A 26394-nucleotide genomic window follows, 5' to 3' on the forward strand; every position below is an offset into this window, starting at 1 on the left:
CCGCCGGGCACCCGCTTCGCCCGGCGTCTGTGTCCGTGCCCGTGCCCGTGCCTCCGACAAGGGCGTAGGCGGTCCGGTCCCCGACCGGGCCGTCGGGGCTGAACCCGGCCATGAAGACGTCCCGCACCCGAGCGGGGGTGCCGTCGGGCACCCCCGTCCCCCGCCCTCGCGACGGTCGCTCCCCCGTCCCCGGGCGGACCACCCGTGCGTACACCCCCGTAGTACGTCCGGTCACCGTCTCTTCCCCCCGATTCGGTGTTTTCAGGTCCGCCGCGGCTCCGCGACCGTGGGTACACCATGGACCCGTACATGGGCGGGGGCGACCGTGAAAACCCTGGGGTCCGGGGCCGGTGGCCGGGGTGGGCGGCCGGGCTCCGCGGGACGGGCGGGGCTGGTGGGGCGTACGACTTCGGACGCGGGGCACGTGAACCGTTGGTTCCGCCGTTCAACCACTTCGGTCGGCGGCCGAACCCAGGGTTTTCCTCTGGCGGTCCGGCGTGGTCAGCTCGCCCCCCAGCCACCGTCCACGGGGAGCGAGGCTCCGGTGACGTACCCCGTGTCGGGTCCGCAGAGCCAGCGGGCGACGGCGGCGACCTCCGACGGTTCGATGAGCCGTTTGATCGCGGACCGGTCGAGCAGGACATCCGTGACGACGTCCTGCGGAGCGACGCCGTGCACGGCGGCCTGGTCGGCGATCTGGCCCTCGACCAGCGGTGTACGGACGTAGCCGGGGTTGACGCAGTTGCTGGTGACGCCGTGCGCGGCGCCTTCGAGGGCGGCGACCTTGCTGAGCCCTTCCAGACCGTGCTTGGCGGCGACGTACGCGGACTTGTAGGGGCTGGCCCGCACTCCGTGCACGCTGGAGATGTTCACCACCCGGCCCCAGCGCCGCCGGTACATGTGCGGCAGGCAGTGTCTCAGCAGCAGGAAGGGCGCGGTGACCATCAGGCGCTGGATCAGTTCGAAGCGGGCGGGGTCGAACTGCTCGATGGGGGCGACGTGCTGGGTTCCCGCGCTGTTGACCAGGATGTCAACGGCGGCGGGCAGCCCGGGGATCGCGTCCGCGTCGGTGAGGTCCACGGCGTGCGGGACGCCGCCGACGGCATCGGCCACGGCCTTGGCCGACTCCGCGTCGATGTCGACGACGTGGACCAGGGCGCCTGCGGCGGCGAACGCCTCGGCGCAGGCCCGCCCGATGCCGCTCCCGCCCCCGGTCACGAGGGCGGTACGACCCGTGAAGTGTTCGCTCGTCATGCCCGGAACGCTAGAGAGGCGGGGGCGGCTCCTCCCATGGTCGCGGGCACCACAGTGCGGGCCGGCAGGGTGTGGGCGGCCGCCGTGCCGACCACGGTCACCGAGGGGGGCGCTCCCGTCACTTCGATCCATAATTCCGCCATCAACCACATGATTTCGCCATCAACCAGCGGGTTGTCTAGACCCATTGACAGCCTTTCTGCGGCTCCCTAGTGTCCCCAGCACCGCTTGGAAAACCACACCGCACATCGATCATGCGTGGGGGGCTCGTGGACAGCACAGCTGGTACCGGCGACATCGGAATGGCGGCCCCCCGAAATCGAGAAGGCCTGCCCGTCGTCAGTCTCGACCAGGCGCACTCGCCGCAGAAGGTCCTCGCCCACGGCGAATTGCTGCGACGGTTCGTCGCGGGCGAGGAGATCAAGCCGGTCCACATGCGGATCGGCATCATGGGCGCCTGCAATATGCGGTGCAATTTCTGCAACTTCCACTCGCCCAACGAAGAACAGTTCTACGACCTGTTCTCGTTCAAGGATTCGATCGCCACCGACAAGGCGGTCACTCTGCTCCGCGAGTTCGCCGCGAACGACGGGCGCGCCGTGACGTTCTGCGGCAGCGGCGAGTGCACCATCCACCCCGGGTACACGGAGATCTGCCGCGCCGGGCACGCGGCCGGGCTGCGCATCGGGCTGATCACCAACGGCTCGCGGCTCGGCCGGCCGAAGGTCGCCGACTGTGTCGCCGAGACGCACACCTGGGTCCGCATCGGTCTGAACGCCGGCACGGAAGCCACCTTCGACGCCGTCACGCGGGACCGCGAGCAGACGTTCTCGCACTTCATCGGCTCGGTCGGCAGGCTCAGGGAGAACGCCGCCGCCCCGGACTTCCGCATCGGCTTCAACTACGTCATCACCCTCCAGAATTACCGGGAGATCATGGAGGCGGCCCGCATCGCCCGTGAGTCCGGCGCGCATTACGTACGTTTCGAGCCCGAGTTCTACAGCGCCCTCGGCCACGAGACCATCGAATCCGTGATGCCGGAGATCTCCGAATCACTCCGGCACGCCGCCGCGCTCTCCACGGAAGCCTTCGAAGTGTCGGTGCCGAAACTGGACCGCGGCCCGATGGACCAGGTGGAAGAGGTCGAGGGCGACTTCGAGCACTGCCACTACAGCCGTTTCGTCACGGCCGTCGGCGCCGACGGAAATCTCTATCCGTGCCCGCAGGTGCACCTCAACAGCCGCTATCTGATCGGCAATGTCGTCGAACAGGGATACGCGGAAGTCCTGGAGGGCGGCCCGCGCGCCGAGTGGGAGGCGTCCAATCCGCGCAGGACCGACCTGTGCAAGTCGTGCTTCTACCGTCCGCAGAACGAGCTCCTGGAACTCCTCAAACGCGGCCGGATCAAACTCGACGAGGCGCTGGACGCCTACAAACTGGAAGTGCCGAGCACCCTGCACGGCGACTTCGTCTGAGCCGCGCGCATGCAGCTGCGTCACCTGCGCGGGCTCCTCGCCGCCGAGCCCGCCCTGCACCACGACAAGAGCCACGAGGAGAGCGCCGAGGGGCACGCCGTGCGGGCCCGCCGGGTGCGGGCCGTCGTCGAGCGGCTGGCCCGCGTCGAACGGGCCCCGCTCACCACCGCCGAGTCGACCGTCACCGAGCGCGCCGGTCTGCGCCGTGAGCGGCTCCTGTTCGCCTCGCCCGTACGCGGCTCCTTCCAGGGCACCCTCCTCGCACCGACGGAACCCGTTCCGGGCACCTCCCCTGCCGCCCCCGCCCGACCGGCCGTCCTCGTCCTCGGCGGCAAGAACGCCCGCCTGGACCAGCTCACCGGCGACGTGCCGCCGGACCACCCCGACCGCAACGTCGCCGAACAGCTGGCGCACGCCGGTTTCGTCACGCTCTCCTTCGACCACGGCATCGGCGGCGCCATGGACGCCGCGCGCCGGGCCGGACGGGACGAAGGGACGCTGCTCGCCCACGCGTTCGCCCTCACGGGACGCTCCCTGCTCGGCGCCCTCACCGGTGACGCCCTGGGCGCGCTCGACGTCCTCGCCGCGCATCCGCTCGTCGACCCGTGCCGCGTCGGCCTGTTCGGCCACAGCCTGGGCGCGGCCGTCGCCCTGCACACCGCGCTGCTCGGCGGGCGCGAGGGCATCCCGCTCTGCGCGGCAAGCCATGTGGGCAGCTACCAGGCGCTGTACGAACGGCTGTTGACCGGCCATGAGGGTGCCGTGCTCCCCGGCATCCTGGAGTACGCCGACCTGCCCGACCTGTACGGCGCCCTCGCCCCGGCGCCGCTCCAGCTCCAGTACGGCACGGCCGACTCCTACCTGGAACCCGCCGACGCGCGCGCGGCGGCGGACACGGTCAAGGACGCGTACGCAGCCGTCGGGGCCGAGGCGGAGGTCCACGCACTCCCCATGGGCCACGGCACACATGTCGGTCACGCGGCGGACTTCTTCACCCGCACACTCGCCGGGCCCGCACCCCGGGGCCCTGACGTGCCGGCCCAGCGCATCCGCTTCGAGGTGTCCGAGCGCCACGCCGTGCTGGACCGCGTCGACGCGGCGCTGGCCTCGGGCGTCCTCACGCAGGGCCCGCAGGTGGCCCGCTTCGAGGAGCTCGCCCGGCCCTGGACCGGCCGGGAGACGGCGGCCGTCGCGTCCGGCTCTGCGGCCCTGGAGATCGCGCTGCGCGTCATCGGCGTGGCGGGCCGCACGGTGCTCGTGCCGGTCAACACCTTCTTCGCGACGGCGGCCGCCGCCGTGCGCGCCGGGGCGGCCGTGCGCTTCATCGACATCGAGCTCGACGGCCTCGGCATGGACCCGGACGCCCTGCGCGCCGCACTCGACCGGCATCCCGACACCGCCGCCGTCCTGCCGGTGCACATCGGCGGCATCGTCGCCCCCTCGCTGGACGCGGTGCTCGCCCAGTGCGAGCAGCGCGGCATCCCCGTCGTGGAGGACGCCGCGCACGCCTTCGGAGCCACGCTCGCCGGGCGCCCGGCCGGTGGTTTCGGCCGGTTCGGCGCCTTCTCCTTCTTCCCGACGAAGGTCGCCATCAGCGGTGAGGGCGGGCTGCTGTCCGCGTCGGCGGCCGACCTGGAGCAGGTGCGGCGCTGGCGCGACCACGGCAAGAGCGCCCAGGGCTCCACGCTGCACGACCGGCCCGGCGGCAACTGGCGGCTGAGCGAACTGCACGCCGCCGTCGGCACGGTGGACCTGGAGCGCTTCGCCCGTACCCTCGCCGCACGCCGCGCGCTCGCCGCCCGGTACGACGCGCTGCTCGCCGACGTGCCCGGCGTCCGCCCGCACGCCGTGCCGTCGGCGGCGGGCAGCAACTACTACAAGTACCTGGCCCATCTGCACCCCGACGCGCCGCTGGACCGCCCGCTGCTGAAGAAGCGGCTGCGGGAGCGGCACGGCGTCTCCCTGGCCGGTGAGGTTTACGACCATCTGCTGTGCGACCACCCGCAGTTCGCGGCGCGGCGCGGCCAGGACGCGGCGGACGGCGCCTTCCACCGGGCCCGTTGGTTCGCACGGCACCACATCGCTCTGCCGTTGTACCCGTCCCTCACGGAGGCCGAGCAGTCACGGGTGGTCGCCGCGCTCCGCAGCGAGCTGCCGTGACCGCCGTGCTCCACGCGTTCCGCCGGGGCGAGTGGCGGACGTCCCTGGACCGGGCGCCCCTGCCCGGCCCCGGAGGGCGCGAGCTCGCCCTCGTACCGGAGATCGTCGCCGACGCGGACCGGCGATGGTGGGACAGCGCCCTGCCCGCCCTGCCCGACCTCACCGGCCGCCGCCAACTGCTGCTCGACGCGCTGGAGTTGTTCGGCCGCGGCACCGTCACCGTCGGAGGCGTCGGCGAGCAGAGCGCCGAGGACTTCCGCGCGGCGCTGTGGGAGAGCGCGGGACTGCCGGGGCCGCTGGTCGACCGGTGGGGCGCGATGCTGCGGGACCACCTTCTGAAGCGCGGTGACCCGCCCCGACCCGACGGGCGGCTGGCCCTCGTCGCGCTGCCGGGCAACACCTTCACCTGCCTGGAGTCGGTCTGCGACCAGGCCGAGCGGTCGGCGGGCGTGTGGCTGCGGCCGAGCCGGCGCGAACCGCTCTCCGCCGCCCGGCTCGTCGCCGCGCTGCTCGCGGCGGGCTGGCCTCCGGCCCGCATCGGCCTGTACCCCGCCGAACAGCGCGCCCTGCCGGGGCTCCTGCGGCTCACGGACCGGCAGGTCGTCTACGGCGGCGCCGGACTCGCCGCGAGGCTCCGCGCCTCCCCCGCGCTCACCGTGCACGGCCCCGGCCGGGGCTGCGCGCTGGTGCCCCGCGGGATGCCGGCCGACGAGGCCGTGGCGTGGCTGCTGCCCTTGGTGGCGGCGGACTCCGGGCGGTTCTGCAATAACGTACGCACCGTCGTGTGCGAGGCACCCGACGCGGCGGAACAGCTGGCGCCCGCGCTGGCCGCCGCCCTCGACGCCCTGCCCCCGGACGGCGCGTGGCCCCTGGCCGCCTTCCGTGAACCGGGCGCGGCGGAGCGCGCGACCGGCACCGTCCGCGACCGGCTCCGCCCCGGCGACCGCGTCCTGACCCGCCGCCCGCCCGTACTGACCGGCGCGGCGCACGACGTGTACGCGCTGCCCCATCTCACGCTGCTCGCGGGCCACTTCACGCACAGCGCCCCGTCCCATCCACTGATCGGCCACGAGGTCCCCTTCCCCTCCGCCGCCGTCCTGAGCGCCTCCCCCGAGGCCGCGCGGGCCATCACCGCCGCCTCCCTGTTCGTGTACCGCCCGGTGAAGCGAGGCCCCTCATGACCACCGTCTTCAGCGCCCTGTCCGACACGCTGCGCGAGCGCGTTCCCGAGCTCGGCGTGGACCTCGACACATGGACGCGCCGCATGATGCGCTGGCACTTCGACCTGGAGACCGGCAGCCCCTTCTGGGTCGCGCGGCGCGGCGCGCTCGGCTTCGACCCGGTCGAGGACATCGGCGGCTTCGCCGACCTGACGCGCTTCGGCCTCTTCGACAAGGCCGAGCTGCGCGCCGCGCACGCCCGCGACCTGCTGCCCCGCGGCTACCGCGACCGCCCCTTCCGGGTCTTCGAGACCGGTGGCAGCACGGGCGCTCCCTGCCGGATCGTCAACGTCACGCGTCTCGCGTACGACGTGGAGATCTACCGCACCGTCCTGGAGGCGCGCGGCGTGGCGGGCGGCGACGTGCTCGCGATGACGCCGAGCGGGCCGCACGCGTACGGGCACTTCGTGGAGGGTCTCGCCGACAGCTGGCGGGGTGCCGTGCACGCCATCGACTTCGATCCGCGCTGGGTGAAGGCCGAGCTGCGCTCGGGCGGCGACGCGGGCGCCTACACCGCGCACCTGATCGACCAGACCCTCACCCTGCTGACCGCCGAACGGCCCGCGCTGCTCTTCACGACCTCACGGCTGCTCGTCCAGCTCGCGATGCGGCTGCCCCGCCCCCTGCACACGTACGGCCTGCGTGCCGTGTGCACGGGGGGCACCTCGTGCAGCGCCGCCGAGGCCGCGTTCCTGCGCGAGGAGCATCTGCCGGGGGTGCGGTGGATCGACACCTACGGCAACACGCTGGTCGGCCACGCGCTCCAGGCCGACGCGGCGGCGGGCACGGCGGCGGGCGTTCCGGAGGTGCCGGGCGGCGGTGGGCACTCCTACCATCTGCCGCCGCCCTTCGCCGTGTTGACGGTCGTCGACCCGGCCGACCCGTGGCGCGAGGTCGAGGTCGGGCAGCGGGGCCGCGTCCGCGCCACGACCCTCCTGGAGGACCTGTTCCTGCCGGGCCTCCTGGAGCGGGACAGCGCGGTCAGGACCGGGCCGCATCCGTGGTTCCCCTGGGACGGGGTCGCCGCCGTGCGGCCCTTCCGCGGGTCCGGGGCCGCCGAGGAGGCGGTGGAAGGCGTCTACTGACCGGTCCACCGGCCGGTCCACCGACCGATGGATCGAGGGACACGCATCGTGAACCTGTCGTCGAACGGCGTACCCATACCCTTCACGCCGGAGCTCTTCGGCCCGCTGCGGCCCAGCGCGGACCTGCTGGCGCCGCGGGACCCCGGCGCGCTGCGGGAGCGGCTGCACGCGGACGGCTATCTGTATCTACCGGGGCTGCTCGACCGTGCGGAGGTGCTGCGGCTGCGGGGCGCGTACTTCTCGCTCTTCCCGCCGGGTCTCCTCGCGCCGGGCACCGACGCCAAGGACGGGGTGTTCTCCGGGCGGGTGCCCGAGGGCGTTCCCGAGTACGGGGTGGCGGGGCACCCGGCGTACGCGTTCGTCCGTTCCCCGCACTTCGACCGCTTCGTCGCCGACCCCGTCCTCTCCACCCTCGCCGCGCAACTCCTCGGCGCCGACGCGGAGATGCTGCCGCGCCGCATCCTGCGCCACTTCCACCGGGGCACGCGGCGCGCCTCCCGCGCCCACGTCGACTTCGATTACATGGACCGGGGCTCCCCGCGCGTCGTCACCTTCTGGATCCCCGTCGGCGACTGCCCGCCGCGCACCGGCGCCCTGGTCTACCTGGAGCGTTCGCACCGGCTGCCGCCCGAGGCGTACGCCCCGCTGCGCGACGTCACCGACCGGCCCGGCGACCGCCGGCAGATCTGCCACGACCTGGAGCTGACCGCCCGCACGCTCGGCCGTCGCTGGCTGTGGGCGGATTTCGCGGCGGGTGACGTCATGGTGCACCTGCCCCGCGTCATCCACGCGTCCCTGGACACGACGACGGACGCGATGCGGCTCTCCGTGGACGTCCGTTTCGTACGCTCCGGCGACACTCCCGACCCGCGCTGGCTGCACCCCTGGTCGGCGGATGACGGGGCGTGAGCCGGTTCAGACCCCGGTCGTGACGGTTCTGCCGCCCGCCGCGTCCGAGCGTTCCGCCGCGACGAGCACGTCGTCGACGAGGCGGGCCTCGGCCACCGGGCAGACCGGGGCGGTGCCGGTCGCCACGGCGGCCGCGAAGTCGGCGAGCAGGGGCTGGTGGGGGTTGGGCGCCGGGGGCAGCAGGAGAGGTGACCCGGTGGTTCCTTCGAGGCGGCCGGAGTCGAGCGGGTCGAGCGTCACCGCGCGTCCGCCGCCGCTGAACCGGATGCGGTCCACGGGCGGCCCGTCGCCCCACTCCACGAGGCAGTGCGCCCGCAGCCCGGACCGCCAGCGCAGGACGAGCTCGGCCTGGCGCTCGGCGCCGCGCGGGAAGCGGCGGCCGAGCCGCGCCGCCACCTTGTCCGGCCGTCCGAAGAGGTGGAGCAGCAGATCGATCCGGTGGCTCCCGGCGTCGGCGAGGACTCCGCCGCCGGACACGGCGGGATCGGCGCGCCACCGCTTCGGGTCGCCGGGCCCCGGCGCGAAGGCGCAGCGGAACCGCACCTCCACCCGCTCGGGCGTCCACCCGGCGAGCTCCTCGCGCAGCCGCCGCACGGCGGGCGCGAGCCGCCGGTAGTAGGCGACGCCCGCGCACCGCCCCGTCGTGTCGAGCGTGCCACCGGTGCCGAGCCCGCCCGCGAGCGGCTTCTCGATCAGCACGGGTAGGCCCGCGTCCAGGACGGCCCGGGCGACCGGCACGTGGAGCGCGACGGGAGTGGCGACGTACACGGCGTCGACGCCGGACAGGAGGAGGTCCGGGTCGGCGCCGGACCTCGCGATCCCGTACCGCCCGGCGGTGCGCGCGGCGCGGTGCGGGTCGCGGCCCCACAGGGCCACCGGTTCCTCGCCGAGCGCGTGCAGGGCGGGCAGCGCGCGACGCGTCACGATGTCGCCGTATCCGGCGATGCCCCATCTCATGCGCTCGACCTCCGGCCGTTCAGGGGACGATCGCCACCTTGAGGGTCTCGGGCGGCGGTCCTTCGTAGGGGGCCTGTGCGGCGTCCGGGTAGAGGGAGCGGCTGGCGGAGAGCTGTTCCAGGGCCTTGGGGAGTTCGTCGAGGGGGTAGGTGTGGGTGTGCAGGTCGGGCAGGCGCAGGAGGTCGGTGCGGCGGTGGGCGAGCCGTTCGGCGGTGGCGAGCGCCTCGGCGCGCGCGGTGTCCAGCGGCTCCGCGGAGCTGTGCACGCGCAGCCCCTTGCGCTCCCAGGTGACCAGGTCGACGGTGACGTGCGTGTCGACGTGGTGGGTGCCGAGGAGGACGACGAGGCCGTTCTGCCGTACGAGGCGCACGCAGGCGTTGAGGGTCGTGGGGGTGCCGACGGCGTCGACGGCCACGTCGAAGTCCGCCCCGACGGAGGCCAGTTGTTCCGCGCTGCCGTCCACCCGGCGTACGTCGTCGGCGCCCGCGGCGGCCGACCGCTCCAGGCGCCAGCCGTCGAGGTCGACGGCGACGACCTCGGCGGCCCCGCGCGCCAGCGCGACCCGCAGCGCCAGCTGCCCGACGGGTCCCTGTCCGACGAGCGCGACGCGGTCGCCGAGCCGGACGCCGCGGGTGGCGTGCACGGCCAGCGGCAGGAGTTGCAGGATCGCGCCCTGCTCGAAGGGCACGTCGTCGGGGAGTGCGCCCACGGAGATCTCGCGGGCGAGCGCGTAGTCGGCGTACCCGGTGGTGAGCGGGGTCCGCACGAAGACCCGCTGTCCGGGCACCACCCGCCGGACGCCCGCGCCGGTCGCCTCGACGGTTCCGGCGATCTCGTGGCCGAAACACCCCTGGGAGCAGTGCTCGCGCAGTCCGTAGTAGTGGAAGTAGGCGAGGTCGCTGCGGTTGCAGACCGTGCAGGCCCGGACGCGGACGACGACCTCCGACGGTCCGGGTTCCGGCACCGCGACATCGGTGACCAGCCTGATGTCACGCCGGCCGACGAGCTCGTACCTGCGCATGGCCCTCTCCCCTCAGCGGATGCGATCTGCGGAAGTCCCAAGGATTCCCCAACTCTCCCTCCGGGTTGGTGGATTCGCCCGTCTCGACCTGTTCCGACTCCTTGACAGCCCTGATTGGTACGAGCCAATATCCACTATCCGATTGGCCTGGACCAATCAGCAGGAGCCCCGCCACACACCCGCTCACCCCGTGCACCTTGCACATCCCGTGCCCCGTACGTCTCCCGTACGTACCCGCAACTTCGGAGGTCGCGCCATGGCATCGAGCAGTGACCCGACTCTGGAGCACCTCGCCCACTCCGTGCTTCAGCCCGGCTTCGAGGGCACCACGGCCCCCGACTGGGTGCGCCGCAGGATCTCCGAGGGCCTGGGCTCCGTCGTGCTGTTCGCGCGGAACATCGAGACGCCCGAGCAGGTCGCGCGGCTCACCTCGGACCTGCGCGCGGAGAACCCCGACCTGATCGTCGCCATCGACGAGGAGGCGGGCGACGTGACGCGCCTGGAGGCGTGGACCGGCTCGTCCCGCCCCGGAAACCTGGCCCTCGGCGCCGTCGACGACATCGACCTGACCGAGCGCGTCGCCCACGACATCGGCCGCGACCTGCACGCGGCGGGCGTCTCCCTGAACTTCGCGCCCAGCGCCGACGTGAACTCCAACCCGCTCAACCCGGTGATCGGCGTACGCTCCTTCGGCTCCCGCACCGACGTCGTCTCCCGCCACACGGCCGCCTGGATCCGCGGCCTCCAGGAAGCGGGCGTCGCCGCCTGCGCCAAGCACTTCCCCGGCCACGGCGACACCGTCGTCGACTCGCACTACGGCCTGCCCCAGGTGCAGGGCTCCGCCGAGGAGATCGCGCTCACCGCGCTGCCGCCGTTCATCGCGGCGATGGAAGCGGGGGTGCGCGCCGTGATGACCGCGCACCTCCTCGCCCCCGCCTACGACCCGGAGCTGCCCGCGACCCTCAGCCACCGCATCCTGGTGGACCTGCTCCGCGGCGAGCTGCGCTTCGACGGCCTCCTGGTCACCGACGGCATCGAGATGGGCGCGGTCACCGACCGCTACGGCATCGACGGCGCGACCGTGAAGGCGGTGGCCGGCGGCGTGGACGCGGTGTGCGTGGGCGGCGAGAGCGCCGACGAGGCCACGTTCGACCTGCTCTCCACCGCTCTGGTGAAGGCCGTGCTCGACGGCACGCTGCCCGAGGCCCGCCTGGCCGAGGCGAGCTCGCGCGTGCGGGAGTTCGCCGCCTGGTCCGGCGCGCGCTCCCGGGCCGTGGGGCGCGCCCCGGAACCCTCCGAAGTCGGCGCCATCGGCCTGGTCGCGGCCCGCCGCGCCGTGCGGGTGCACCACCGCTCCGGCACGGCGAACGCGGCGCTCCCCGTCGCGGGCGTGCCGCACGTCGTGGAGCTGTCCCCCACGATGAACCTGGCGATCGACGGGCACACCCCGTGGGGCGTCGCCGAACCGCTGCGGGACCTGCGCCCCGGCACCACGTCCGTACGCCTCACGGAGACCGACCTCGCCCACGTCGGCGACCTCCTGGACCGCGAGGTGCTGACCCCGGCGACGGGCCGCGCCCTGGTGGTCGTGGTCCGTGACGCGGCCCGGCACCGCTGGGTGACCGACACCCTCAACCGCATCCTGCGCTGCCGCCCCGACGCCCTGGTCGTGGAGATGGGCGTCCCGGCGGGCGACGCGCTCGGCGCCACCCGCCTGATCACCCACGGCGCGACCCGTGTGTCGGGGATCGCGGCGGCGGAGCTGCTCGCGGGCGGCGGTCTCACCCCTTCAGCGGCCCCTCGCAGCTGAAGTCCGCACTTCCCGCGCGCCGGTCGGACCAGATGTCCACCTCGCCGAACGAGCAGTTCATGTCGGTGAGGTTGTTGTCACCGGCCGTGGAGCGGTCGAGCAGGAAGTAGTCCACCGTCTCCGACATGTCCTTGAAGACGGTGTCGGGGTTGTCGGCCGCAGTGAGGTTCGCGGTGATCCTGCCCGTGCAGGTGTACCGCGGGCGCTCCGGTGCGCCGTTCGAGCGGCAGTCGGGCGTGATGCCCGTCGTCGCGGCGATGGAGGCGCGGACCTGGGCGGCGGTGGTGTCGCGGAGCTCGGCGACCGGTACGTACTTGGTGTCGGGCACGAAGAGGTCGTCGACGTGTGCGATCTGCTTGTCCAGGAAGGCGTCGTACTGGCTTTGCAGGCCGCGGTCCTCGCCGAGCCGGTCGCGCCAGGCGTCGAAGGCCGCCGGGTCGTCGGCCCGCAGGTGCTTGTACATCTCCTTGACGAGGGCGGGGCGTTCGGTCCACAGGAACTCGAAGAACGTGCCCGCGTAGTCGTAGAAGCGGAAGCCGTCGCCTTCGTACGTGGCGTGCAGGAGCTGGTCGACGGTCATCCGCGGGCCGCCGTTCGCCGTGTCGTCGATGATGCCCCGGACCAGTGACTTGCGGACCTTGATGCCGTCGTCGCGGGTGGCGCCGTCGAAGAACTCCGCGGTGCCCTCGTCCATGGCGGTGGTCCGGTCGCCCTGGTACCAGGGGCCCTCGCCGAAGAAGCCCGGTACCGCCCAGCGGCCGTTGAGGTAGTGCGTGTACTCGTGGCGGAAGAGCTCCTCCAGCGTCAGCGTGGAGTCCTGCGGGACGCGCCGCTGGTAGGTGTAGAAGGTCGCACCGCGCTCGATGTAGACGCCGCCGTTGTTCGTGTCCATCCCGGTGAGCAGCGGGTGGTAGTTCTCGTAGTCGGCGCGCGAGGCGTAGAGGACCGTGGTCAGCGTGGTGTTGGGGTCGCCCGCGAGCGGCTCCTCGGTGCCGACGACCCGGTGGAACTGCGCCTTGACCTGCTTGCTCGCGTAGTACAGCTGGTCGACGGTCGTGCGGTCCAGCGCCGTGCGGACCTTCATGCCGCCCTTGTCGTACGTATAGGTCTGCGGGAAGACGCGGCGCTCGATGTCGGCCTTGCACACGTTGTACGGCGTGCAGGCGTCGTACTCGTTGAGCCAGAGGGCCACCTTCGCCCAAGGGGCGCTGCCCTCGCCGAAGTTGCGGACGGTGACGGGCAGCAGGCCGCCGAGGCCGGGGACGATCTCGCCGGTGAGGCCGTCTATCTGGCCGAACCTGCCGTACTCGCTCAGCGCGTCCCGCACCACCCAGGCGTTGGCCGTGCCCTTGAGGTGGGTGTGTCCGCCGAAGGCCTTGAAGGCGGCGCGGTAGGCCGGGTCGGCCTTGACCGCCGCGTGAAAGGCGGTGTCCTTGTTGCCGGGGTACACGCCGAGGTAGCTCAGGGAGAGCGCGGCGAGCGCGGAGCCGGCCCAGGCGGTGTCCTTGGCGGTGTCGGGGTGCTTGGCGTCCATGGTGGCCAGGACCCGTTTGACCAGCGGCAGTTGGTGCTGGCGCAGCCCGGGGGCGCTCGCGGCGTAGAGCGCCTCGCGCAGCGATTCGGCGTTGGTGCGGGTCACGTCGAAGGTGCGGGCAGCCGAGCCGAAGGCGGCGACGGCGCGGCGCATGGCGTCCACGGTCGGCGCGTCGGTGACGTCGATCTCGTCGTGCGAGAAGTCCTGGTAGGCGACGGCGTGCAGATAGGTGAGCAGTTCCAGGAGGTTGCTGCCGTTCCTGCCGTCGTGGGCCGGCGCGAGGCGGGTGACGCGGCCGGAGACGGCCTGGACGTGCGCGTCCGACATGACGGGGGCGAGCCGCGGGTCCCAGGTCCAGACGAGATTCCGCAGACAGCCGTCGGCGGTGACGGCCGGGTCGGCGAGGAAGTCGGCGAACCGCTCGGGTGACAGACCGGTGACGCCGTCGAGGGTGCAGGGCGCGACCGCGGCATCCGCCGTGACCTGCTTCGCGGGCTTCGGCGTGCGGGCGCCGGGGATCCGGCCCTCCTTGAGGCCACCGGGCGCGGGGATCTCGAAGGCGCTCGGCCTGGGAGCCTTCGCCCTGCGGTCGACCACGTCGTGGGGGTTCGGTTCGGCGGGTGCGGGCGCGGACGCACGTGGGGGCTGGGACGCCGCGCGGGAGGGTTCGGCCGCGTGGCCGTACTGGGCGGCCGAGAGGCAGAGGGTCGCCGCTGTCGCACCGGCGAGCACGGATCTGCGCAGGGTTCGTAGGCGTGGCTGGGACACCGAGGGCTCCTGTGTGGGAGGTGGGGGCAAGAGGTGAGGCAACGCTGAACTGGCGCGTGAGCAGCCCCAGTTGGGGGCTGCCCTAGCGTCATGTGATGCGTAACGTAGTAATGTGAAATTGCACTGACAACCCCTCAGGAGACCCTGGCTGAACCGGAATTAGTGGCTCAGGAGTGGGGTACCTGCTCCGCCCCCGGCTCACGCAGGGTGCGCAGGAGGAGCCAGCCGAGAGCGGGCAGCACGATCAGCGGCGCGAGGGCCACCCGCAGGGAAGTGGCGTCCGCGACCGCTCCGATCAGCGGGCTCGCGAGACCGCCGATGCTCACGGTCAGCCCCAGCGTGACCCCGCTCGCCGTGCCCATGCGGCGCGGCAGATAGTCCTGGCCGAGCGTGATGTGCAGGGAGAACGGCACGTACAGACCGGCCGAGACGAGCACGACGAAGACGTACAGCAGCGGCCCGGGGACGAGGACGACGCCCGCCACCGCGAGGACCGTCGAGGCGTACGACCACCGGACGACCGGGATGCGGCCGTACCGCGCGGCGAGCCACCCGCCGGCGACGGTGCCGACCGCACCGCCGAGGTAGAGCACGAACAGCGCGACGGTACCGGCGGCCGCACCGCCGCCGGTGCGCTCCCGCACGTACAGCGCGATGAACGTACTCAGCCCGGTGAAGACGATCGAGCGGCAGACAATGGCACCGGACAGCTTGACGAAGGACGGCCAGTCGTCCTCGGCGACCGGGTCGGGCATGCCCCGCGGGCCCCGGGAACCGCCCTCTCCGTCGGCGGCCTCCCGCGCCCTGACGCTCCGCAGCGCGGCCACGCAGAGCGCGGCTCCGGCGAGGGCGGGCACGACCAGGAGCGGGGACGCGCGCAGGCCGCCCGTCGCGACGACGGCCGAGACCAGCAGGGGCGCGGTCGCGAAGCCGACGTTGCCGCCGAGGGAGAACCAGCTCATCGCCGTGTGGCTGCCCCGGCTCGCCTGCCGCGCGACACGCGCCGCCTCCGGGTGGTAGGCGGCGACACCGATGCCGGACACGGCGACGGCGAGCAGCGTCAGCGCATAGTTCCCGCCGACGCCCGCGAGGGCGACCCCCGCACCGCCCACCAGCGTGCTCACCGGCAGCAGCCACGGCATGGCCCACTTGTCGGCGAGCGCGCCGAACAGCGGCTGCACCACGGAGGAGAGCAGCGAGGCGGCGAGCACGATGCCGGACGCGGCGGCGTACGTATAGGCACGCTCGGCGACGAAGAACGGGACGAGGGCGGCGACGGCGCCCTGATAGACGTCCACGCAGGCGTGGCCGAGGGAGAGGAGGGGGATGGGGCGGGGGGCCTGTGGGCGGGGTGCGCGTGTTGCGGGTGTTGTGTGTGCGCACCCGGGTGCAGGTGGGACTGAAGGCGCAGGTGAAGGGGATGGCGGAGGTGACGGTGAAGGGGGTGGCAAAGGTGACGGTGATGGCGGAGGTGACGGGGGTGGCGAAGGTGACGGGGGTGGCTGGTTCGTCGGCATCGCCCCATCCTCGCCACGCCCCCGCATGGCCCGCTTCCGATAAAGTGCCAACCTGTGCCGAAGATCCGCCACACCCCCCAAGCCCCCACCGTCACCCGGGAACTCGCCCCCGGAGAGCGCATCGACGCACACCGACACGACGACCACCAGATCATCTACGCGGGCTCCGGCGTCGTCGCGGTCACCACCGACGCGGGGACCTGGTTCGCACCGGGCACTCGGGCCATCTGGGTCCCCGCCGGATGCGTGCACGCGCACCGCGCCCACGGCCACCTCGCCCTGCACCTGCTCGGCCTGCCCGCGGCCACGAATCCGCTCGGCCTGGACTCCCCCACCGTCCTCGCCGTCAGCCCGCTCCTGCGCGAACTGATCCTCGCCTGCACCCGCGCCCCGCACGACGAATCCCCGCAGCGCCGCCGGTTGCGCGCCGTGCTCCTCGACCAGTTGCGCGCGTCACCGCAGCAGCCCGTGCAGCTGCCCGCCCCTGCGGACCCCCGCCTCGTCGCCGTCTGCGACCTGCTGCTCAGCGACCCCGCCGACCCGCGCGGCCTGGCCGAGCTGGCCGCCGTGGCGGGAGCGGGTGAACGCACCCTGAGCCGGCTGTTCCGCCGGGAGCTCGGGATGACGTTTCCGCAGTGGCGGACCCAACTGCGCCTCTACCACGCGCTGCGCCTGCTGGCCGAGGGCATGCCGGTCACCACGGTCGCGCACCGCTGCGGCTGGTCGTCCACCAGCGCGTTCATCGACGTGTTCCGCCGCGCCTACGGATACACGCCGGGCACCCATCAGCGCCGCGCCTGAGCACCCACTCCTGACTGTCGGATCGGTCAACTGCCTTGTGCGTACGCACCCTTGGCAGCGCCAGTGCCATGTGAAATATTACTGCCGTGCTCACGAGACATCCGTCCGGACAGCCGGACCTCATCATCGTGGGGGCGGGCGTCGTCGGCGCCGCGTGCGCCTACTACGCCGCCCGTTCCGGCCTCGACGTCACCGTCATCGACCGCGGCCCCGTCGCGGGCGGCACCACCGGAGCGGGCGAGGGCAACCTCCTCGTCTCCGACAAGGAGCCGGGCCCAGAGCTCGAACTAGCCCTATTCTCGGCCCAGTTGTGGCGCGAGCTCGCGGCCGAAATTCCCTCGCGTGTCGAGTACGAGGCGAAGGGCGGCCTGGTCGTCGCCTCGACCGCGCCGGGGCTCGCCGCGCTGCGGGACTTCGCCGCGGCGCAGACACGCGCGGGCGTCAAGGCGACCGAGGTCCCCGCCGACTGCCTCGCCGACTTCGAACCGAACCTCGCCCCCGGCCTCGCGGGCGGCTTCCACTACCCCCAGGACGCCCAAGTGCAGCCCGCTCTCGCCGCCGCGCACCTGCTGCGAGCGGCGGCCGACTCCGGACGCCTGACACTGCGGCTCGGCGAGGAGGTCACGGCGGTCCTGACCGGCACGAAGGGCGAGGTGCGGGGCGTACGGACACGGCGGGGAGAGGTGCGGGCGCCGCACGTGCTCAACGCCGGCGGCACGTGGGGCGGTGAATTGGCGCGCCTGGCGGGCGTGGAGCTGCCGGTGCTGCCCCGCCGCGGCTTCGTCCTCGTCACCGAACCGCTGCCGCGCGTGGTGCGCCACAAGGTGTACTCCGCGGAGTATGTCGCCGACGTCGCCAGCGGATCGGCGGCCTTGCAGACCTCGGCCGTGGTGGAGGGCACTCCGGCGGGCCCGGTGCTGATCGGGGCGAGCCGGGAGCGGGTGGGTTTCGACCGGACGCTGTCCGTGGAGGTCCTGCGGCGGCTCGCGGCCCAGGCGGTCGGCCTGTTCCCCGGCCTCGCCGCGGTGCGTGCGATCCGGACGTACGCGGGGTTCCGCCCCTACCTTCCGGACCACCTCCCGGCGATCGGCCCGGACCCGCGCGTGCCCGGCCTGCTGCACGCGTGCGGCCACGAGGGCGCGGGCATCGGCCTGGCTCCGGCGACCGGGGCGCTGATCGCGGCGATGCTGGTGGGAGGCGAACTCCCTGTCACGGCACGCCCGTTCGCTCCTGAACGCTTCGAGTACGAAGGCCCACGCGAGAATTCGGCTGAGGTCCCGCTCAAGGCCGCCGAGAGGAGCACCCCCCATGACATGTGAAGACCGGACCGGGTCCGCCGCCGAACTCGTCGGGGCGCCTTCCGGCACCTCCTTCACGATCACCTTCGACGGGCGGCACATCGGCGCGCTGCCAGGCCAGTCCATCGCCGCCGCGCTCTGGGCCGCGGGGATCCTCTCCTGGCGGACCACGCGCGTCGGTGGCCGCCCGCGCGGCGCGTTCTGCGGCATCGGCCAGTGTTATGACTGCCTCGCAACCGTCAACGGCCGTCCCAACAGGCGGGCTTGCCTGGTCACCGCCCGTCCGGACGACACGGTCACCACCCAGGAAGGGAACGGGCATGCCGGGCTCGACGACTGAGGCCACCGCGGCGCCGGAGGGCCCGCCGCCGTACGACCTCGTGGTGCTGGGCGCCGGGCCCGCGGGCCTCGCCGGTGCGGTGACGGCAGGGGAACTCGGTCTCTCCGTAGCCCTGTTGGACTCGGCTCCACAACCGGGCGGGCAGTTCTACCGGCACCCCGCGGCGGCCACACGCGCCGCCCGCACCGAAGCCCTGCACCACGACTGGTCCACCTTCGCCGACCTGCGCGACCGGCTGGCGGCGAGCGACGTCACCCGCCTCTTCGACCATCACGTCTGGACGGTCACGCGTGAGGCGGAGGACCACTGGACGGTCCACGCCCTCACGGGCGAGGACGGCGCGCGTGACGCGGGGCAGCGTCCAGTGGTCGTCCGGTCCCGCGCCCTCCTCCTCGCCACCGGCTCGTACGAACGGCATCTCCCCTTCCCCGGCTGGACCTTGCCCGGTGTCGTGGGCGCGGGCGGCGCCCAGGCCATGCTCAAGTCGGGCCTGGCCCTGCCCGGCCGGCGCGTGGTCGTCGCCGGGAGCGGCCCCCTGCTGCTCGCGGTGGCCGCGTCGCTCGCCGAGGCCGGGGCGGAGGTGCCCGAACTGATCGAGGCCTCCGGATACCTCGGCTACGCCCGCCACCCGGCCGTACTCGCCACCCAGCCCCACAAGTTGGCGGAGGCCGCGCTGCACGGCGCGAGCCTGCTCCGCCACAAGGTGCGCCCGCGCACCCGCCACGCGGTGACCGAGGCGCACGGCACGGACCGGCTGGAGGCGGTGACCGTCTCCCGGCTCGACCGCGACTGGCGGCCGGTGCCGGGCACGGGCCGCCGCATCGCCTGCGACGCGCTGGCCGTCGGTCACGGCCTGGTCCCGCAGACAGACCTGGCCACCGCCCTGGGGTGCGCCACCCACCGCACCGTCGACGGCACGCACGCCCTGACACTGACCCCGTTGCAGGAGACGTCACTGCGCGGCCTGTGGGCGGCGGGCGAGACCTCGGGCGTCGGCGGCGCCCAAGCAGCCCTCGTCGAGGGCGAGTTGGCCGCGCTGGCCGTCACGGCCCGGCTGACGGGATGCCGTCCCGCCCCGGTCGCGCGTCTGCGCACCCTGCGCCGTCGCCGTGACCGCACGGCCGCCTTCGCCGCCGTCATGGCCGCGGCGCACGCGCCGGGCCCCGGCTGGACCCGGTGGCTCTCCGACGACACGGACGTCTGCCGCTGCGAGGAGGTTCCGGCGGGCCGGATCCGCGAGGCCGTCACGGAGTACGGCGCCCGCGACGCACGCACCGTGAAACTCCTGACCCGAGCGGGCATGGGCTGGTGCCAGGGCCGCATGTGCGGCTGGGCGACGACCTGTCTCGCATCGCCACCACCCCCGCCTTCCTCCTCGGCGCGCCACCCCCACCGCACTCCGGCCCCGCCCGCATCCCCCGACCGCCGCCTGCTGGCCACACCCGTGCCGCTCGGCACCCTCGCGGCCCTCCCGGCGGCCCCCGCCCCTCTACCTTCCGCTCCCCACCCGGCAGGCTCCCACCCGACAGAAGGACACCCCTCATGACCGCCACCACCTGGACCGCCGACCGCCCCTGGCGCGGCATCATGGTCGCCACCGCGCTCCCCCTGCGCGACGACCTCTCCATCGACTACGACGCCTACGCCGAGCACGTCAGCCACCTCATCGGCAACGGCTGCGACGGCGTCGTCCCCAACGGTTCCCTCGGCGAGTACCAGACCCTCACCCACGACGAGCGCGCCCGCGTCGTCCGCACCGCCGTGGCGGCCGCCGGCGACGGGGCCCGCGTGATGCCCGGCGTCGCCGCCTACGGCAGCGCCGAGTCCCGCCGCTGGGCCGAACAGGCCGCGGAGGCGGGCTGCGGCTCCGTGCTCCTCCTCCCGCCGAACGCCTACCGCGCCGACGAACACGCCGTACGCGCCCACTATGCCGAGGTCGCCGAGGCGGGCCTGCCCGTGGTCGCGTACAACAACCCGTTCGACACCAGGGTCGACCTGACCCCGGACCTGCTGGCCGGACTGCACGGTGACGGCACCGTCGTGGCGGTGAAGGAGTTCACCGGGGACGTCCGCAGGGCGTACGAGATCGCCGAGGTCGCCCCGGAGCTCGACCTGCTGATCGGCGCCGACGACGTACTGCTCGAACTCGCCCTCGCGGGCGCGGTCGGCTGGATCGCCGGCTACCCGAACGCCTTTCCCGCCACCTGCGTGGAGCTCTACGACGCCGCCCGCGCCGGGGACCTGGAGACCGCACTGCCCCTCTACCGGTCGCTGCACCCGCTCCTGCGCCAGGACTCCAAGACGGAGTTCGTGCAGTCCATCAAGTTGTCGATGGACATCGTGGGCCGGCGCGGCGGCCCGACCCGCCCGCCGCGCTCGCCGCTGTCCGGCGCCACGGAGGCGCTGGTGCGCTCGGCCACGGAGAAGGCGATGGCGGCAGGCCACCGCTGATCTCTCTCCCGTGTCCGCACCCGCCCCGCCATGAGAACCGGAAGGGACACCCATGCGCACCCGTCACGTCTTCCACGCCGTCGACTCGCACACCGAAGGCATGCCCACGCGCGTGATCACCGGAGGTGTCGGAGTGCTGCCCGGCGCCACCATGGCCGACCGCAGGCTGCACTTCATCGAGCACCTGGACCACCTCCGCACCCTCCTGATGTACGAGCCGCGCGGCCACTCCGCGATGAGCGGCGCGATCCTCCAGCCCCCGACCCGTCCGGACGCCGACTACGGAGTCCTCTACGTCGAGGTGTCCGGGCTCCTCCCCATGTGCGGCCACGGCACCATAGGTGTGGCCACGGTCCTGGTGGAGACCGGCATGGTCCGCGTCACCGAGCCGGTCACCACGGTCCGCCTCGACACCCCGGCGGGCCTGGTCTCCGTGGACGTACGGGTGAGCGACGGCGCGGCCACGTCGGCGACGCTCACCAACGTGCCCGCGTTCTGTCTCGCCCTGGACCGCAAGGTCGAGGTGCCGGGGCACGGCACGGTGACGTACGACATGGCCTACGGCGGAAACTTCTACGCCTTCGTCCAACTCGACGCGCTCGGCCTGCCGTTCGACCGCGCGCGCAAGGACGACCTGCTGGCGGCGGGCCTCGCCGTCATGGAGGCGATCAACGCGTCGCCGGACCGCCCGGCCCACCCCGAGCAGCCGGAGATCGCCGGGGTGAAGCACGTCTACCTGGCCGCGCCCGGCTCGGACGCGCGCCGCTCGCGGCATGCCATGGCCATCCACCCGGGCTGGTTCGACCGCTCGCCGTGCGGGACGGGCACGTCCGCGCGCATGGCGCAACTGCACGCACGCGGCGAGCTGCCGCTGGACCGCGACTTCGTCAACGAGTCCTTCATCGGCACTCGGTTCACCGGACGGCTGGTGGCGGAGACGGAGGTGGCGGGCCTGCCCGCGGTCGTCCCGCGGATCACCGGACGGGCCTGGATCACCGGCACGGCCCAGTACTTCCTCGACCCGGACGACCCTTTCCCGGCGGGCTTCCTGCTCTGAGCCCCGAGTGAGCCCTCCCCCGTACCTCCCGGCCCCCCAACTTGCCACGTGACATTGTACTTTGGTGATCCGCGCGGGCGCGGGGACCACCGGAGGGGACACCATGGGGCACCTGAAGCAGAAGAACCTCATCACCACCAGGGAGCGGCTGCGCGACCAGGTCGGCCACGCCCTGCGCGCCGCCCTGATCTCCGGCGAACTGCGCCCCGGTGAGATCTACTCCGCTCCCGGCCTCGCCGAGGACTTCGGCATCTCTGCGACACCGGTGCGCGAGGCGATGCTCGACCTGGCCAGGGAGGGCCTCGTCGAGCCGGTCCGCAACAAGGGCTTCCGGGTCACCGAGGTCAATGAACGCGACCTCGACCAGTACACGGAGATCCGCGGCCTGATCGAGGTCCCCATGATCGGCCGGATCACCCGCACCGCCGCCCGCGAGGACCTGGAGGTGCTGCGCCCGGTCGCCGAGGAGATCGTGCGCGCCGCCCGCGACCACGATCTCATCGCCTATCTGGAGGCCGACCGCCGCTTCCACCTCTCGCTCCTCGCCCTCTCGGGCAACGACCGGCTGGTCGAGACGGTCGGCGACCTGCGTAAGCGCTCCCGCCTCTACGGCCTGACGACCCTGGACGAACGCGACCAGCTGACCCCGTCGGCCGAGGAGCACATCGAACTCCTCGACCTCATGCTGTCGGGCGACGCCGAGGCCGCGGAGAAGTGCATGGCCCGGCACCTCGGCCACGTGCGGTCGCTGTGGGCCGAGAACGACAGCCGCCCGTGACGTCACACCCGTGACGGAAGGTCACCGCCCCACGGCGCATGCGTCCCCGTTGAGGAGGAAGCGCGGCGGTGGCGTGCTGTCCCCGGTGTGGTCGGCGAGGTAGCCGAGAGTGACACGCCCTCCCGGCGGGATGGAGGCGTTGTACGGGGCGTTGGCGGCCGTGACGGTGTTGCTTCCCTGGGTCAGGTCGGTGCCCCAGTCGGAGACGACGGTCTGGCCGAGGGCGAGGGGGAACTCCAGCCGCCAGCCGTTCACGGGCGTGGCGCCCGTGTTGGTGAGGGTGAGGTCGACCTTCGTTCCCGTGCCCCAGCTCTGCACGGTCCGGTCCACGCGGCAGGTGGGTTCCTCCCGTGCGAGCGAGAGGCGGTGCAGGCCGCCGGGCAGGTCGTTGACCATGTAGAGCTCCCCGTCGACGGTCGCGCCGATGGACGTCACCTGAGTGGGCAGTTCGCCGATCTCCGCCTGCTCGTAACCGCCGCTGCCGTCCGGGCGCAGCGCCCAGACGGTCGAGGAGCAGTAGTCCGTGGCGAGATACGTGCCGTCGGCCAGGTCGGCGTACTTCTTGCCGCGGTAGACGTGACCGCCGATCACCGAACACCCGCCCGTGTACGGGGAGTACGTGAACACCGGCTCGGTGTACCGCTCCCCCGGTGTGCAGTCGCCGCCCGCGAACCGTTCCAGCCCCTCGTAACAGGACCAGCCGAGGTTGAGCCCGCCGCGCCCCGGCGCGATGTGGTCGATCTCCTCCCAGCGGCCCTGCCCGACGTCACCGATCCACAGCGAGCCGTCGGCCCGGTCGAAGGAGAACCGCCACGGGTTGCGCAGCCCGTACAGCCAGATCTCCGGGCGGGCGCCGGGGACGTCGACGAAGGGGTTGTCGTCGGGGACGCAGTAGGCGAGCTCTCCGCACGTGCGGTCCACGTCGACGCGCACGATCTTGCCCAGCAGCGTGTCCAGCCGCTGCCCGGCGCGCAGGGGGTCCGCCGAACCGCCGCCGTCGCCGATGCTCCAGTAGAGGTGCCCGTCGGGGCCGAAGGCGAGCTGGCCGCCGTTGTGATTGCTGTACTCGGCGTGCTCCTGGGAGAGCAGGGGCTCCAGACGGGCGCCGTCGAGCCGGTAGCGGGCGAGGGTGACCGCGCCGTCGGGCAGGGCCGTGTACGCGAGGTACAGCTGCCGGCTGGTGGCGAAGTCGGGCGGGACGGCGATGCCCAGCAGTCCGCGTTCGTTGCCCGACTCGTCGACGGAGGACTTGATGTCGAGGAGGGGCGTGGTGGCCAGACCGGTGTCGGGGTGGTAGACGCGGACGGTGCCGGACTTCTCGGTGACGAAGAGCCGGCCGGTGCCGTCGTCGGGGGCGGCGAGGGCGGTGGGCCGTCTCAGTCCGGACGCGACCTGCGTGGTGGTGGCGTGTAGCGAGGTCAGGGGGACGTCAGCGGCGCGCGGGGTCGCGGCGGCGGTCACCGGGGCGGCGAGGGTGCTCAGCAGGAGGCTGAGGAGGACGAGGGGGAGGAAGGTGCCGATGCAGAGTCTTGGGGGCATGTCGGCTCCAGGAGGAGGGGGCACCGGGGGAAAAGGCACCGGAAGGAGGGGGCTCGAGCCGAGCCGGGCGCGTCCCGCCGGGCATGGCGCTGCCCGGCGGGACGGTACTCGGCCGTCACGATCAGCCGAAGTCGACGTCACTACAGAGGAAGTACGTCTGGTCCATGTGCGACGCCTGCCAGATCGTGTACACCACGTGGCGGCCGCTGTAGCCGGAGGTGTCCACGGGGATCGAGTAGTTCTGGCTCGGCGCGTACTTGCCGGTGCGGGCGACCAGTTCGAGATCGCTCCAGCGCAGGGGCTGGGTGACGGGGTCGTAGCCCTGCCGGCTGACGTAGACCTCGAAGTAGTCCGCGCCGTGGCTGGCCTGGTCGTACAGCTTCACGGTGAAGTCGTCGGCGAGAGGGGTGGTCCGCCACGCGCCGGGGGTGTCGAGGGCGTTGTAACGTCCGCCCTCGGTCCGGCCGCCGCTGCACAGCTGGCCGTCCGGGACGACGGCCCGGAAGTTGCCGCCGGAGCCGTTGCGGTACAGGCCGTTCCAGTTCCACATGGCATTGGGGTCGGCCCGCCACGCCTGCCAGCACATGGGGTCCTGCTGGGCCATCGCCGGGTTGAGGTGGTCGCTGCCCCAGCGCTGCCAGCAGCCGTAGTTGCGCGATGCCGGGTCGACGACCGAACCGTGCGCCACCGCGGTCCCGCTCCAGGGGACCAGGCTGAGCAGCAACGCGGCCAGGGCGCTGAAAACGAGCGTCAGACCGCGTCTCGTGCGGGGGAGATGAAAGTGACGATCCATCGGGCTCCTGCTTCCTGTGGGGGTGCGTCGGATGAGACGTGGGGGGTGACGTATGCGACGGGGGGGGCTGCGGTGCGAGGTGCCGCGTGGGAGCGCTCCCGCAAAATAATCTGCGGGTGCGGTAACACGGCGGCAACATCCGAACGCGCCACATCCGAGCGGTAGTTGACGCGGCAAGCGCGGGGCGCGGGCGGTGGCCCGGCAGCCCGTCCGGCGGCGGCCGCCCCGCTCGGCCGCCGGACGTACGGCATGAGGTGCGCACGCTGCGAGAACCGGGGCCCGGGGGCCGGCTCGCCGACCCCGCGAGTCGCTGCCCGCACCGCGCGGCGCAGTGCTCTCATCGGGCGGCGGACACCGGTTCCGCGCGCAACACCGATCCCGGCGGTGTGCGGAGGTGCGTTCCGCGTCGGCACGGCCCGCGGGAACCGGCCGGGGCGCCGCCTGTGCGCGGGCACACTCCGCGACGTCGCACCTGCTCACTCGCCCGGTCCGGCCTCGGCGCAGGGTTCCCGCCCGCGCTCCCGCAACCCTCCCGCCCAGCCCACGCAGGACGAGGACGACCGGGTCCGCCCGCCGGATGGCCACTTTCGTTCGCTGCGGGGAGGGTTACGTTCGCCCGTGGATTCCTGTACAGGGAGTCGGATTCCGTTCGACGGATCGACTCCCACAGGGTTGTCATGGACCCATCGGACTCTTACAGTCCGGCTGTGGGCGAGAGGTGGGAGCGCTCCCACCTCCCAGCCACCGAGAGACGAAAACGCCCCCGAAGGACCCCCTCGGAGAGAGGCTCCCCCATGCGCTCATCACCGCATCGCCTCCGCACCGTCCGCGCCCTGTCAGGCGCGCTGTTCACCACTCTCACCACGATGGCGGCGCTCCTCGTCGTCGGCACCCCCGCCCAGGCCGACACCACGATCTGCGAACCCTTCGGAACCACCGTGATCCAGGAACGCCACGTCGTGCAGAACAACCGCTGGGGCACCAGCGCCACCCAGTGCGTCACCGCCACCAACACCGGCTTCCGGGTCGCCCGGGCCGACGGTTCGGTGCCCACCAACGGCGCCCCGAAGTCGTACCCCTCGGTCTTCAACGGCTGCCACTACACCGTCTGTTCACCGGGGACCAAGCTCCCCGCGCGGCTCAGCACGGTCTCCAGCGCGCCGAGCAGCATCTCCTACGGCTATGTGTCAGGCGCCGTGTACAACGCCTCGTACGACATCTGGCTGGACCCGACCCCTCGCACCGACGGTGTCAACCGGACCGAGATCATGATCTGGTTCAACCGGGTCGGTCCGATCCAGCCCATCGGATCCCGGGTCGGCACCGCCACCGTCGGCGGGCGCACCTGGGAGGTCTGGACCGGCAGCAACGGCAGCAACGACGTCATCTCGTTCGTCGCCCCGTCGGCGATCACGAGTTGGAGCTTCGACGTCATGGACTTCGTCGACCAGGCCGTCGCCCGGGGCATGGCGCAGCGCAACTGGTACCTGACGAGCGTGCAGGCCGGCTTCGAGCCGTGGCAGAACGGCACCGGGCTGTCGGTGAACTCCTTCTCCTCCGCCGTGCACATCGGCGGCTGACACCTCGGCGGCTGACACATCGGCGGCTGACCAGGAGCTCCCCTGGT

The 26394-nt window shown here is 72.9% G+C and carries 20 protein-coding genes and 1 pseudogene; 14 read left to right on the forward strand and 7 right to left on the reverse strand.

Annotated elements, in window-relative coordinates:
- Positions 1 to 501: 501 nt before the first annotated feature.
- Complete coding sequence (locus ACZ4Z4_RS30605; protein WP_468334381.1) at positions 502 to 1254, reverse strand: 3-hydroxybutyrate dehydrogenase; 753 nt, start codon at positions 1252 to 1254, stop codon at positions 502 to 504.
- 269 nt (positions 1255 to 1523) lie between these two features.
- Here ACZ4Z4_RS30605 and ACZ4Z4_RS30610 point away from each other — a divergent pair, with 269 nt between their 5' ends.
- From ACZ4Z4_RS30610 to ACZ4Z4_RS30630, 5 genes are read left to right on the forward strand one after another with little or no spacing between them, the layout of a single operon-like run.
- On the forward strand, positions 1524 to 2729 hold the full coding sequence (locus ACZ4Z4_RS30610) for a radical SAM protein (protein WP_468334384.1): 1206 nt from the start codon (positions 1524 to 1526) through the stop codon (positions 2727 to 2729).
- Positions 2730 to 2738: 9 nt separating this feature from the next.
- Positions 2739 to 4889 (forward strand): DegT/DnrJ/EryC1/StrS family aminotransferase, encoded by a 2151-nt coding sequence (locus tag ACZ4Z4_RS30615; protein ID WP_468334387.1) that lies wholly within the window; start codon positions 2739 to 2741, stop codon positions 4887 to 4889.
- Positions 4886 to 6070 carry a hypothetical protein gene (locus ACZ4Z4_RS30620; RefSeq protein WP_468334390.1) on the forward strand — a complete coding sequence of 395 codons (1185 nt, stop codon included), beginning with the start codon at positions 4886 to 4888 and terminating at the stop codon, positions 6068 to 6070. The genes ACZ4Z4_RS30615 and ACZ4Z4_RS30620 overlap by 4 nt, the downstream gene beginning before the upstream one ends.
- Positions 6067 to 7194, forward strand: coding sequence for a hypothetical protein (locus ACZ4Z4_RS30625; RefSeq protein WP_468334393.1), 1128 nt, complete (start codon positions 6067 to 6069; stop codon positions 7192 to 7194). The genes ACZ4Z4_RS30620 and ACZ4Z4_RS30625 overlap by 4 nt, the downstream gene beginning before the upstream one ends.
- Positions 7195 to 7242: 48 nt before the next feature.
- Positions 7243 to 8103, forward strand: a complete 861-nt coding sequence (locus tag ACZ4Z4_RS30630; protein WP_468334396.1) for a phytanoyl-CoA dioxygenase family protein — start codon at positions 7243 to 7245, stop codon at positions 8101 to 8103.
- Positions 8104 to 8109: 6 nt separating this feature from the next.
- Here ACZ4Z4_RS30630 and ACZ4Z4_RS30635 read toward each other — a convergent pair whose 3' ends face one another.
- Both ACZ4Z4_RS30635 and ACZ4Z4_RS30640 read right to left on the reverse strand, forming a co-directional pair.
- The gene (locus ACZ4Z4_RS30635) at positions 8110 to 9060 is read right to left on the reverse strand and encodes a Gfo/Idh/MocA family protein (RefSeq protein WP_468334399.1); all 951 of its coding nucleotides are present in this window, start codon (positions 9058 to 9060) and stop codon (positions 8110 to 8112) included.
- Positions 9061 to 9079: 19 nt separating this feature from the next.
- Positions 9080 to 10081 carry a zinc-dependent alcohol dehydrogenase gene (locus ACZ4Z4_RS30640; protein WP_468334402.1) on the reverse strand — a complete coding sequence of 334 codons (1002 nt, stop codon included), beginning with the start codon at positions 10079 to 10081 and terminating at the stop codon, positions 9080 to 9082.
- A gap of 256 nt (positions 10082 to 10337) precedes the next feature.
- Between ACZ4Z4_RS30640 and ACZ4Z4_RS30645 the strand changes: the two genes are divergently transcribed.
- On the forward strand, positions 10338 to 11891 hold the full coding sequence (locus tag ACZ4Z4_RS30645) for a glycoside hydrolase family 3 protein (RefSeq protein WP_468334405.1): 1554 nt from the start codon (positions 10338 to 10340) through the stop codon (positions 11889 to 11891).
- Here ACZ4Z4_RS30645 and ACZ4Z4_RS30650 read toward each other — a convergent pair.
- Positions 11863 to 14193 carry a collagenase gene (locus tag ACZ4Z4_RS30650; RefSeq protein WP_468334408.1) on the reverse strand — a complete coding sequence of 777 codons (2331 nt, stop codon included), beginning with the start codon at positions 14191 to 14193 and terminating at the stop codon, positions 11863 to 11865. The two genes, ACZ4Z4_RS30645 and ACZ4Z4_RS30650, sit on opposite strands and share 29 nt — an antisense overlap.
- A gap of 167 nt (positions 14194 to 14360) precedes the next feature.
- The gene (locus ACZ4Z4_RS30655; protein ID WP_468334932.1) at positions 14361 to 15521 is read right to left on the reverse strand and encodes an MFS transporter; all 1161 of its coding nucleotides are present in this window, start codon (positions 15519 to 15521) and stop codon (positions 14361 to 14363) included.
- A 243-nt stretch (positions 15522 to 15764) separates the two neighbouring features.
- On the opposite strand from ACZ4Z4_RS30655, the gene ACZ4Z4_RS30660 reads away from it, so the two are divergent.
- The 7 genes from ACZ4Z4_RS30660 to ACZ4Z4_RS30690 all read left to right on the forward strand — a co-directional run bounded on the left by ACZ4Z4_RS30660 (position 15765) and on the right by ACZ4Z4_RS30690 (position 22435).
- Positions 15765 to 16511 carry an AraC family transcriptional regulator gene (locus ACZ4Z4_RS30660; RefSeq protein ID WP_468334411.1) on the forward strand — a complete coding sequence of 249 codons (747 nt, stop codon included), beginning with the start codon at positions 15765 to 15767 and terminating at the stop codon, positions 16509 to 16511.
- Between the two features lie 86 nt (positions 16512 to 16597).
- Positions 16598 to 17830 (forward strand): NAD(P)/FAD-dependent oxidoreductase, encoded by a 1233-nt coding sequence (locus tag ACZ4Z4_RS30665; protein WP_468334414.1) that lies wholly within the window; start codon positions 16598 to 16600, stop codon positions 17828 to 17830.
- Positions 17820 to 18149, forward strand: a complete 330-nt coding sequence (locus ACZ4Z4_RS30670; protein ID WP_468334416.1) for a (2Fe-2S)-binding protein — start codon at positions 17820 to 17822, stop codon at positions 18147 to 18149. Before ACZ4Z4_RS30665 ends, ACZ4Z4_RS30670 begins: the two co-directional genes overlap by 11 nt.
- Positions 18130 to 19695, forward strand: a complete 1566-nt coding sequence (locus ACZ4Z4_RS30675) for an FAD-dependent oxidoreductase (RefSeq protein WP_468334419.1) — start codon at positions 18130 to 18132, stop codon at positions 19693 to 19695. The genes ACZ4Z4_RS30670 and ACZ4Z4_RS30675 overlap by 20 nt, the downstream gene beginning before the upstream one ends.
- The gene (locus ACZ4Z4_RS30680) at positions 19692 to 20600 is read left to right on the forward strand and encodes a dihydrodipicolinate synthase family protein (protein WP_468334422.1); all 909 of its coding nucleotides are present in this window, start codon (positions 19692 to 19694) and stop codon (positions 20598 to 20600) included. Before ACZ4Z4_RS30675 ends, ACZ4Z4_RS30680 begins: the two co-directional genes overlap by 4 nt.
- A gap of 52 nt (positions 20601 to 20652) precedes the next feature.
- A complete protein-coding gene (locus ACZ4Z4_RS30685; RefSeq protein WP_468334425.1) occupies positions 20653 to 21657 on the forward strand; it encodes a proline racemase family protein in 1005 nt (334 codons plus the stop codon).
- 103 nt (positions 21658 to 21760) lie between these two features.
- The gene (locus tag ACZ4Z4_RS30690) at positions 21761 to 22435 is read left to right on the forward strand and encodes a GntR family transcriptional regulator (protein ID WP_468334428.1); all 675 of its coding nucleotides are present in this window, start codon (positions 21761 to 21763) and stop codon (positions 22433 to 22435) included.
- 21 nt (positions 22436 to 22456) lie between these two features.
- Here the strand turns inward: ACZ4Z4_RS30690 and ACZ4Z4_RS30695 are convergent, their stop codons facing one another.
- Together ACZ4Z4_RS30695 and ACZ4Z4_RS30700 are read right to left on the reverse strand one after the other, a co-directional pair.
- Positions 22457 to 23974 carry a PQQ-dependent sugar dehydrogenase gene (locus ACZ4Z4_RS30695; protein ID WP_468334431.1) on the reverse strand — a complete coding sequence of 506 codons (1518 nt, stop codon included), beginning with the start codon at positions 23972 to 23974 and terminating at the stop codon, positions 22457 to 22459.
- Between the two features lie 121 nt (positions 23975 to 24095).
- Positions 24096 to 24767 (reverse strand): lytic polysaccharide monooxygenase auxiliary activity family 9 protein, encoded by a 672-nt coding sequence (locus ACZ4Z4_RS30700; protein ID WP_468334434.1) that lies wholly within the window; start codon positions 24765 to 24767, stop codon positions 24096 to 24098.
- Between the two features lie 794 nt (positions 24768 to 25561).
- On the opposite strand from ACZ4Z4_RS30700, the pseudogene ACZ4Z4_RS30705 reads away from it, so the two are divergent.
- Positions 25562 to 26344, forward strand: a pseudogene (locus ACZ4Z4_RS30705) (GH12 family glycosyl hydrolase domain-containing protein); the annotation flags it as partial.
- Between the last annotated feature and the right edge of the window lie 50 nt (positions 26345 to 26394).

This window comes from Streptomyces sp. NPDC030245 (genome assembly GCF_055572995.1).

What these genes read in the sequence shown, in the direction of transcription:
- ACZ4Z4_RS30605 (WP_468334381.1), bottom strand. Translation starts at nt 1,254, where the DNA reads ATGACGAGCGAACACTTCACGGGTCGTACCGCCCTCGTGACCGGGGGC.
- ACZ4Z4_RS30615 (WP_468334387.1), top strand. Translation starts at nt 2,739, where the DNA reads ATGCAGCTGCGTCACCTGCGCGGGCTCCTCGCCGCCGAGCCCGCCCTG.
- ACZ4Z4_RS30625 (WP_468334393.1), top strand. Translation starts at nt 6,067, where the DNA reads ATGACCACCGTCTTCAGCGCCCTGTCCGACACGCTGCGCGAGCGCGTT.
- ACZ4Z4_RS30635 (WP_468334399.1), bottom strand. Translation starts at nt 9,060, where the DNA reads ATGAGATGGGGCATCGCCGGATACGGCGACATCGTGACGCGTCGCGCG.
- ACZ4Z4_RS30640 (WP_468334402.1), bottom strand. Translation starts at nt 10,081, where the DNA reads ATGCGCAGGTACGAGCTCGTCGGCCGGCGTGACATCAGGCTGGTCACC.
- ACZ4Z4_RS30645 (WP_468334405.1), top strand. Translation starts at nt 10,338, where the DNA reads ATGGCATCGAGCAGTGACCCGACTCTGGAGCACCTCGCCCACTCCGTG.
- ACZ4Z4_RS30670 (WP_468334416.1), top strand. Translation starts at nt 17,820, where the DNA reads ATGACATGTGAAGACCGGACCGGGTCCGCCGCCGAACTCGTCGGGGCG.
- ACZ4Z4_RS30675 (WP_468334419.1), top strand. Translation starts at nt 18,130, where the DNA reads ATGCCGGGCTCGACGACTGAGGCCACCGCGGCGCCGGAGGGCCCGCCG.
- ACZ4Z4_RS30680 (WP_468334422.1), top strand. Translation starts at nt 19,692, where the DNA reads ATGACCGCCACCACCTGGACCGCCGACCGCCCCTGGCGCGGCATCATG.
- ACZ4Z4_RS30685 (WP_468334425.1), top strand. Translation starts at nt 20,653, where the DNA reads ATGCGCACCCGTCACGTCTTCCACGCCGTCGACTCGCACACCGAAGGC.
- ACZ4Z4_RS30690 (WP_468334428.1), top strand. Translation starts at nt 21,761, where the DNA reads ATGGGGCACCTGAAGCAGAAGAACCTCATCACCACCAGGGAGCGGCTG.
- ACZ4Z4_RS30695 (WP_468334431.1), bottom strand. Translation starts at nt 23,974, where the DNA reads ATGCCCCCAAGACTCTGCATCGGCACCTTCCTCCCCCTCGTCCTCCTC.
- ACZ4Z4_RS30700 (WP_468334434.1), bottom strand. Translation starts at nt 24,767, where the DNA reads ATGGATCGTCACTTTCATCTCCCCCGCACGAGACGCGGTCTGACGCTC.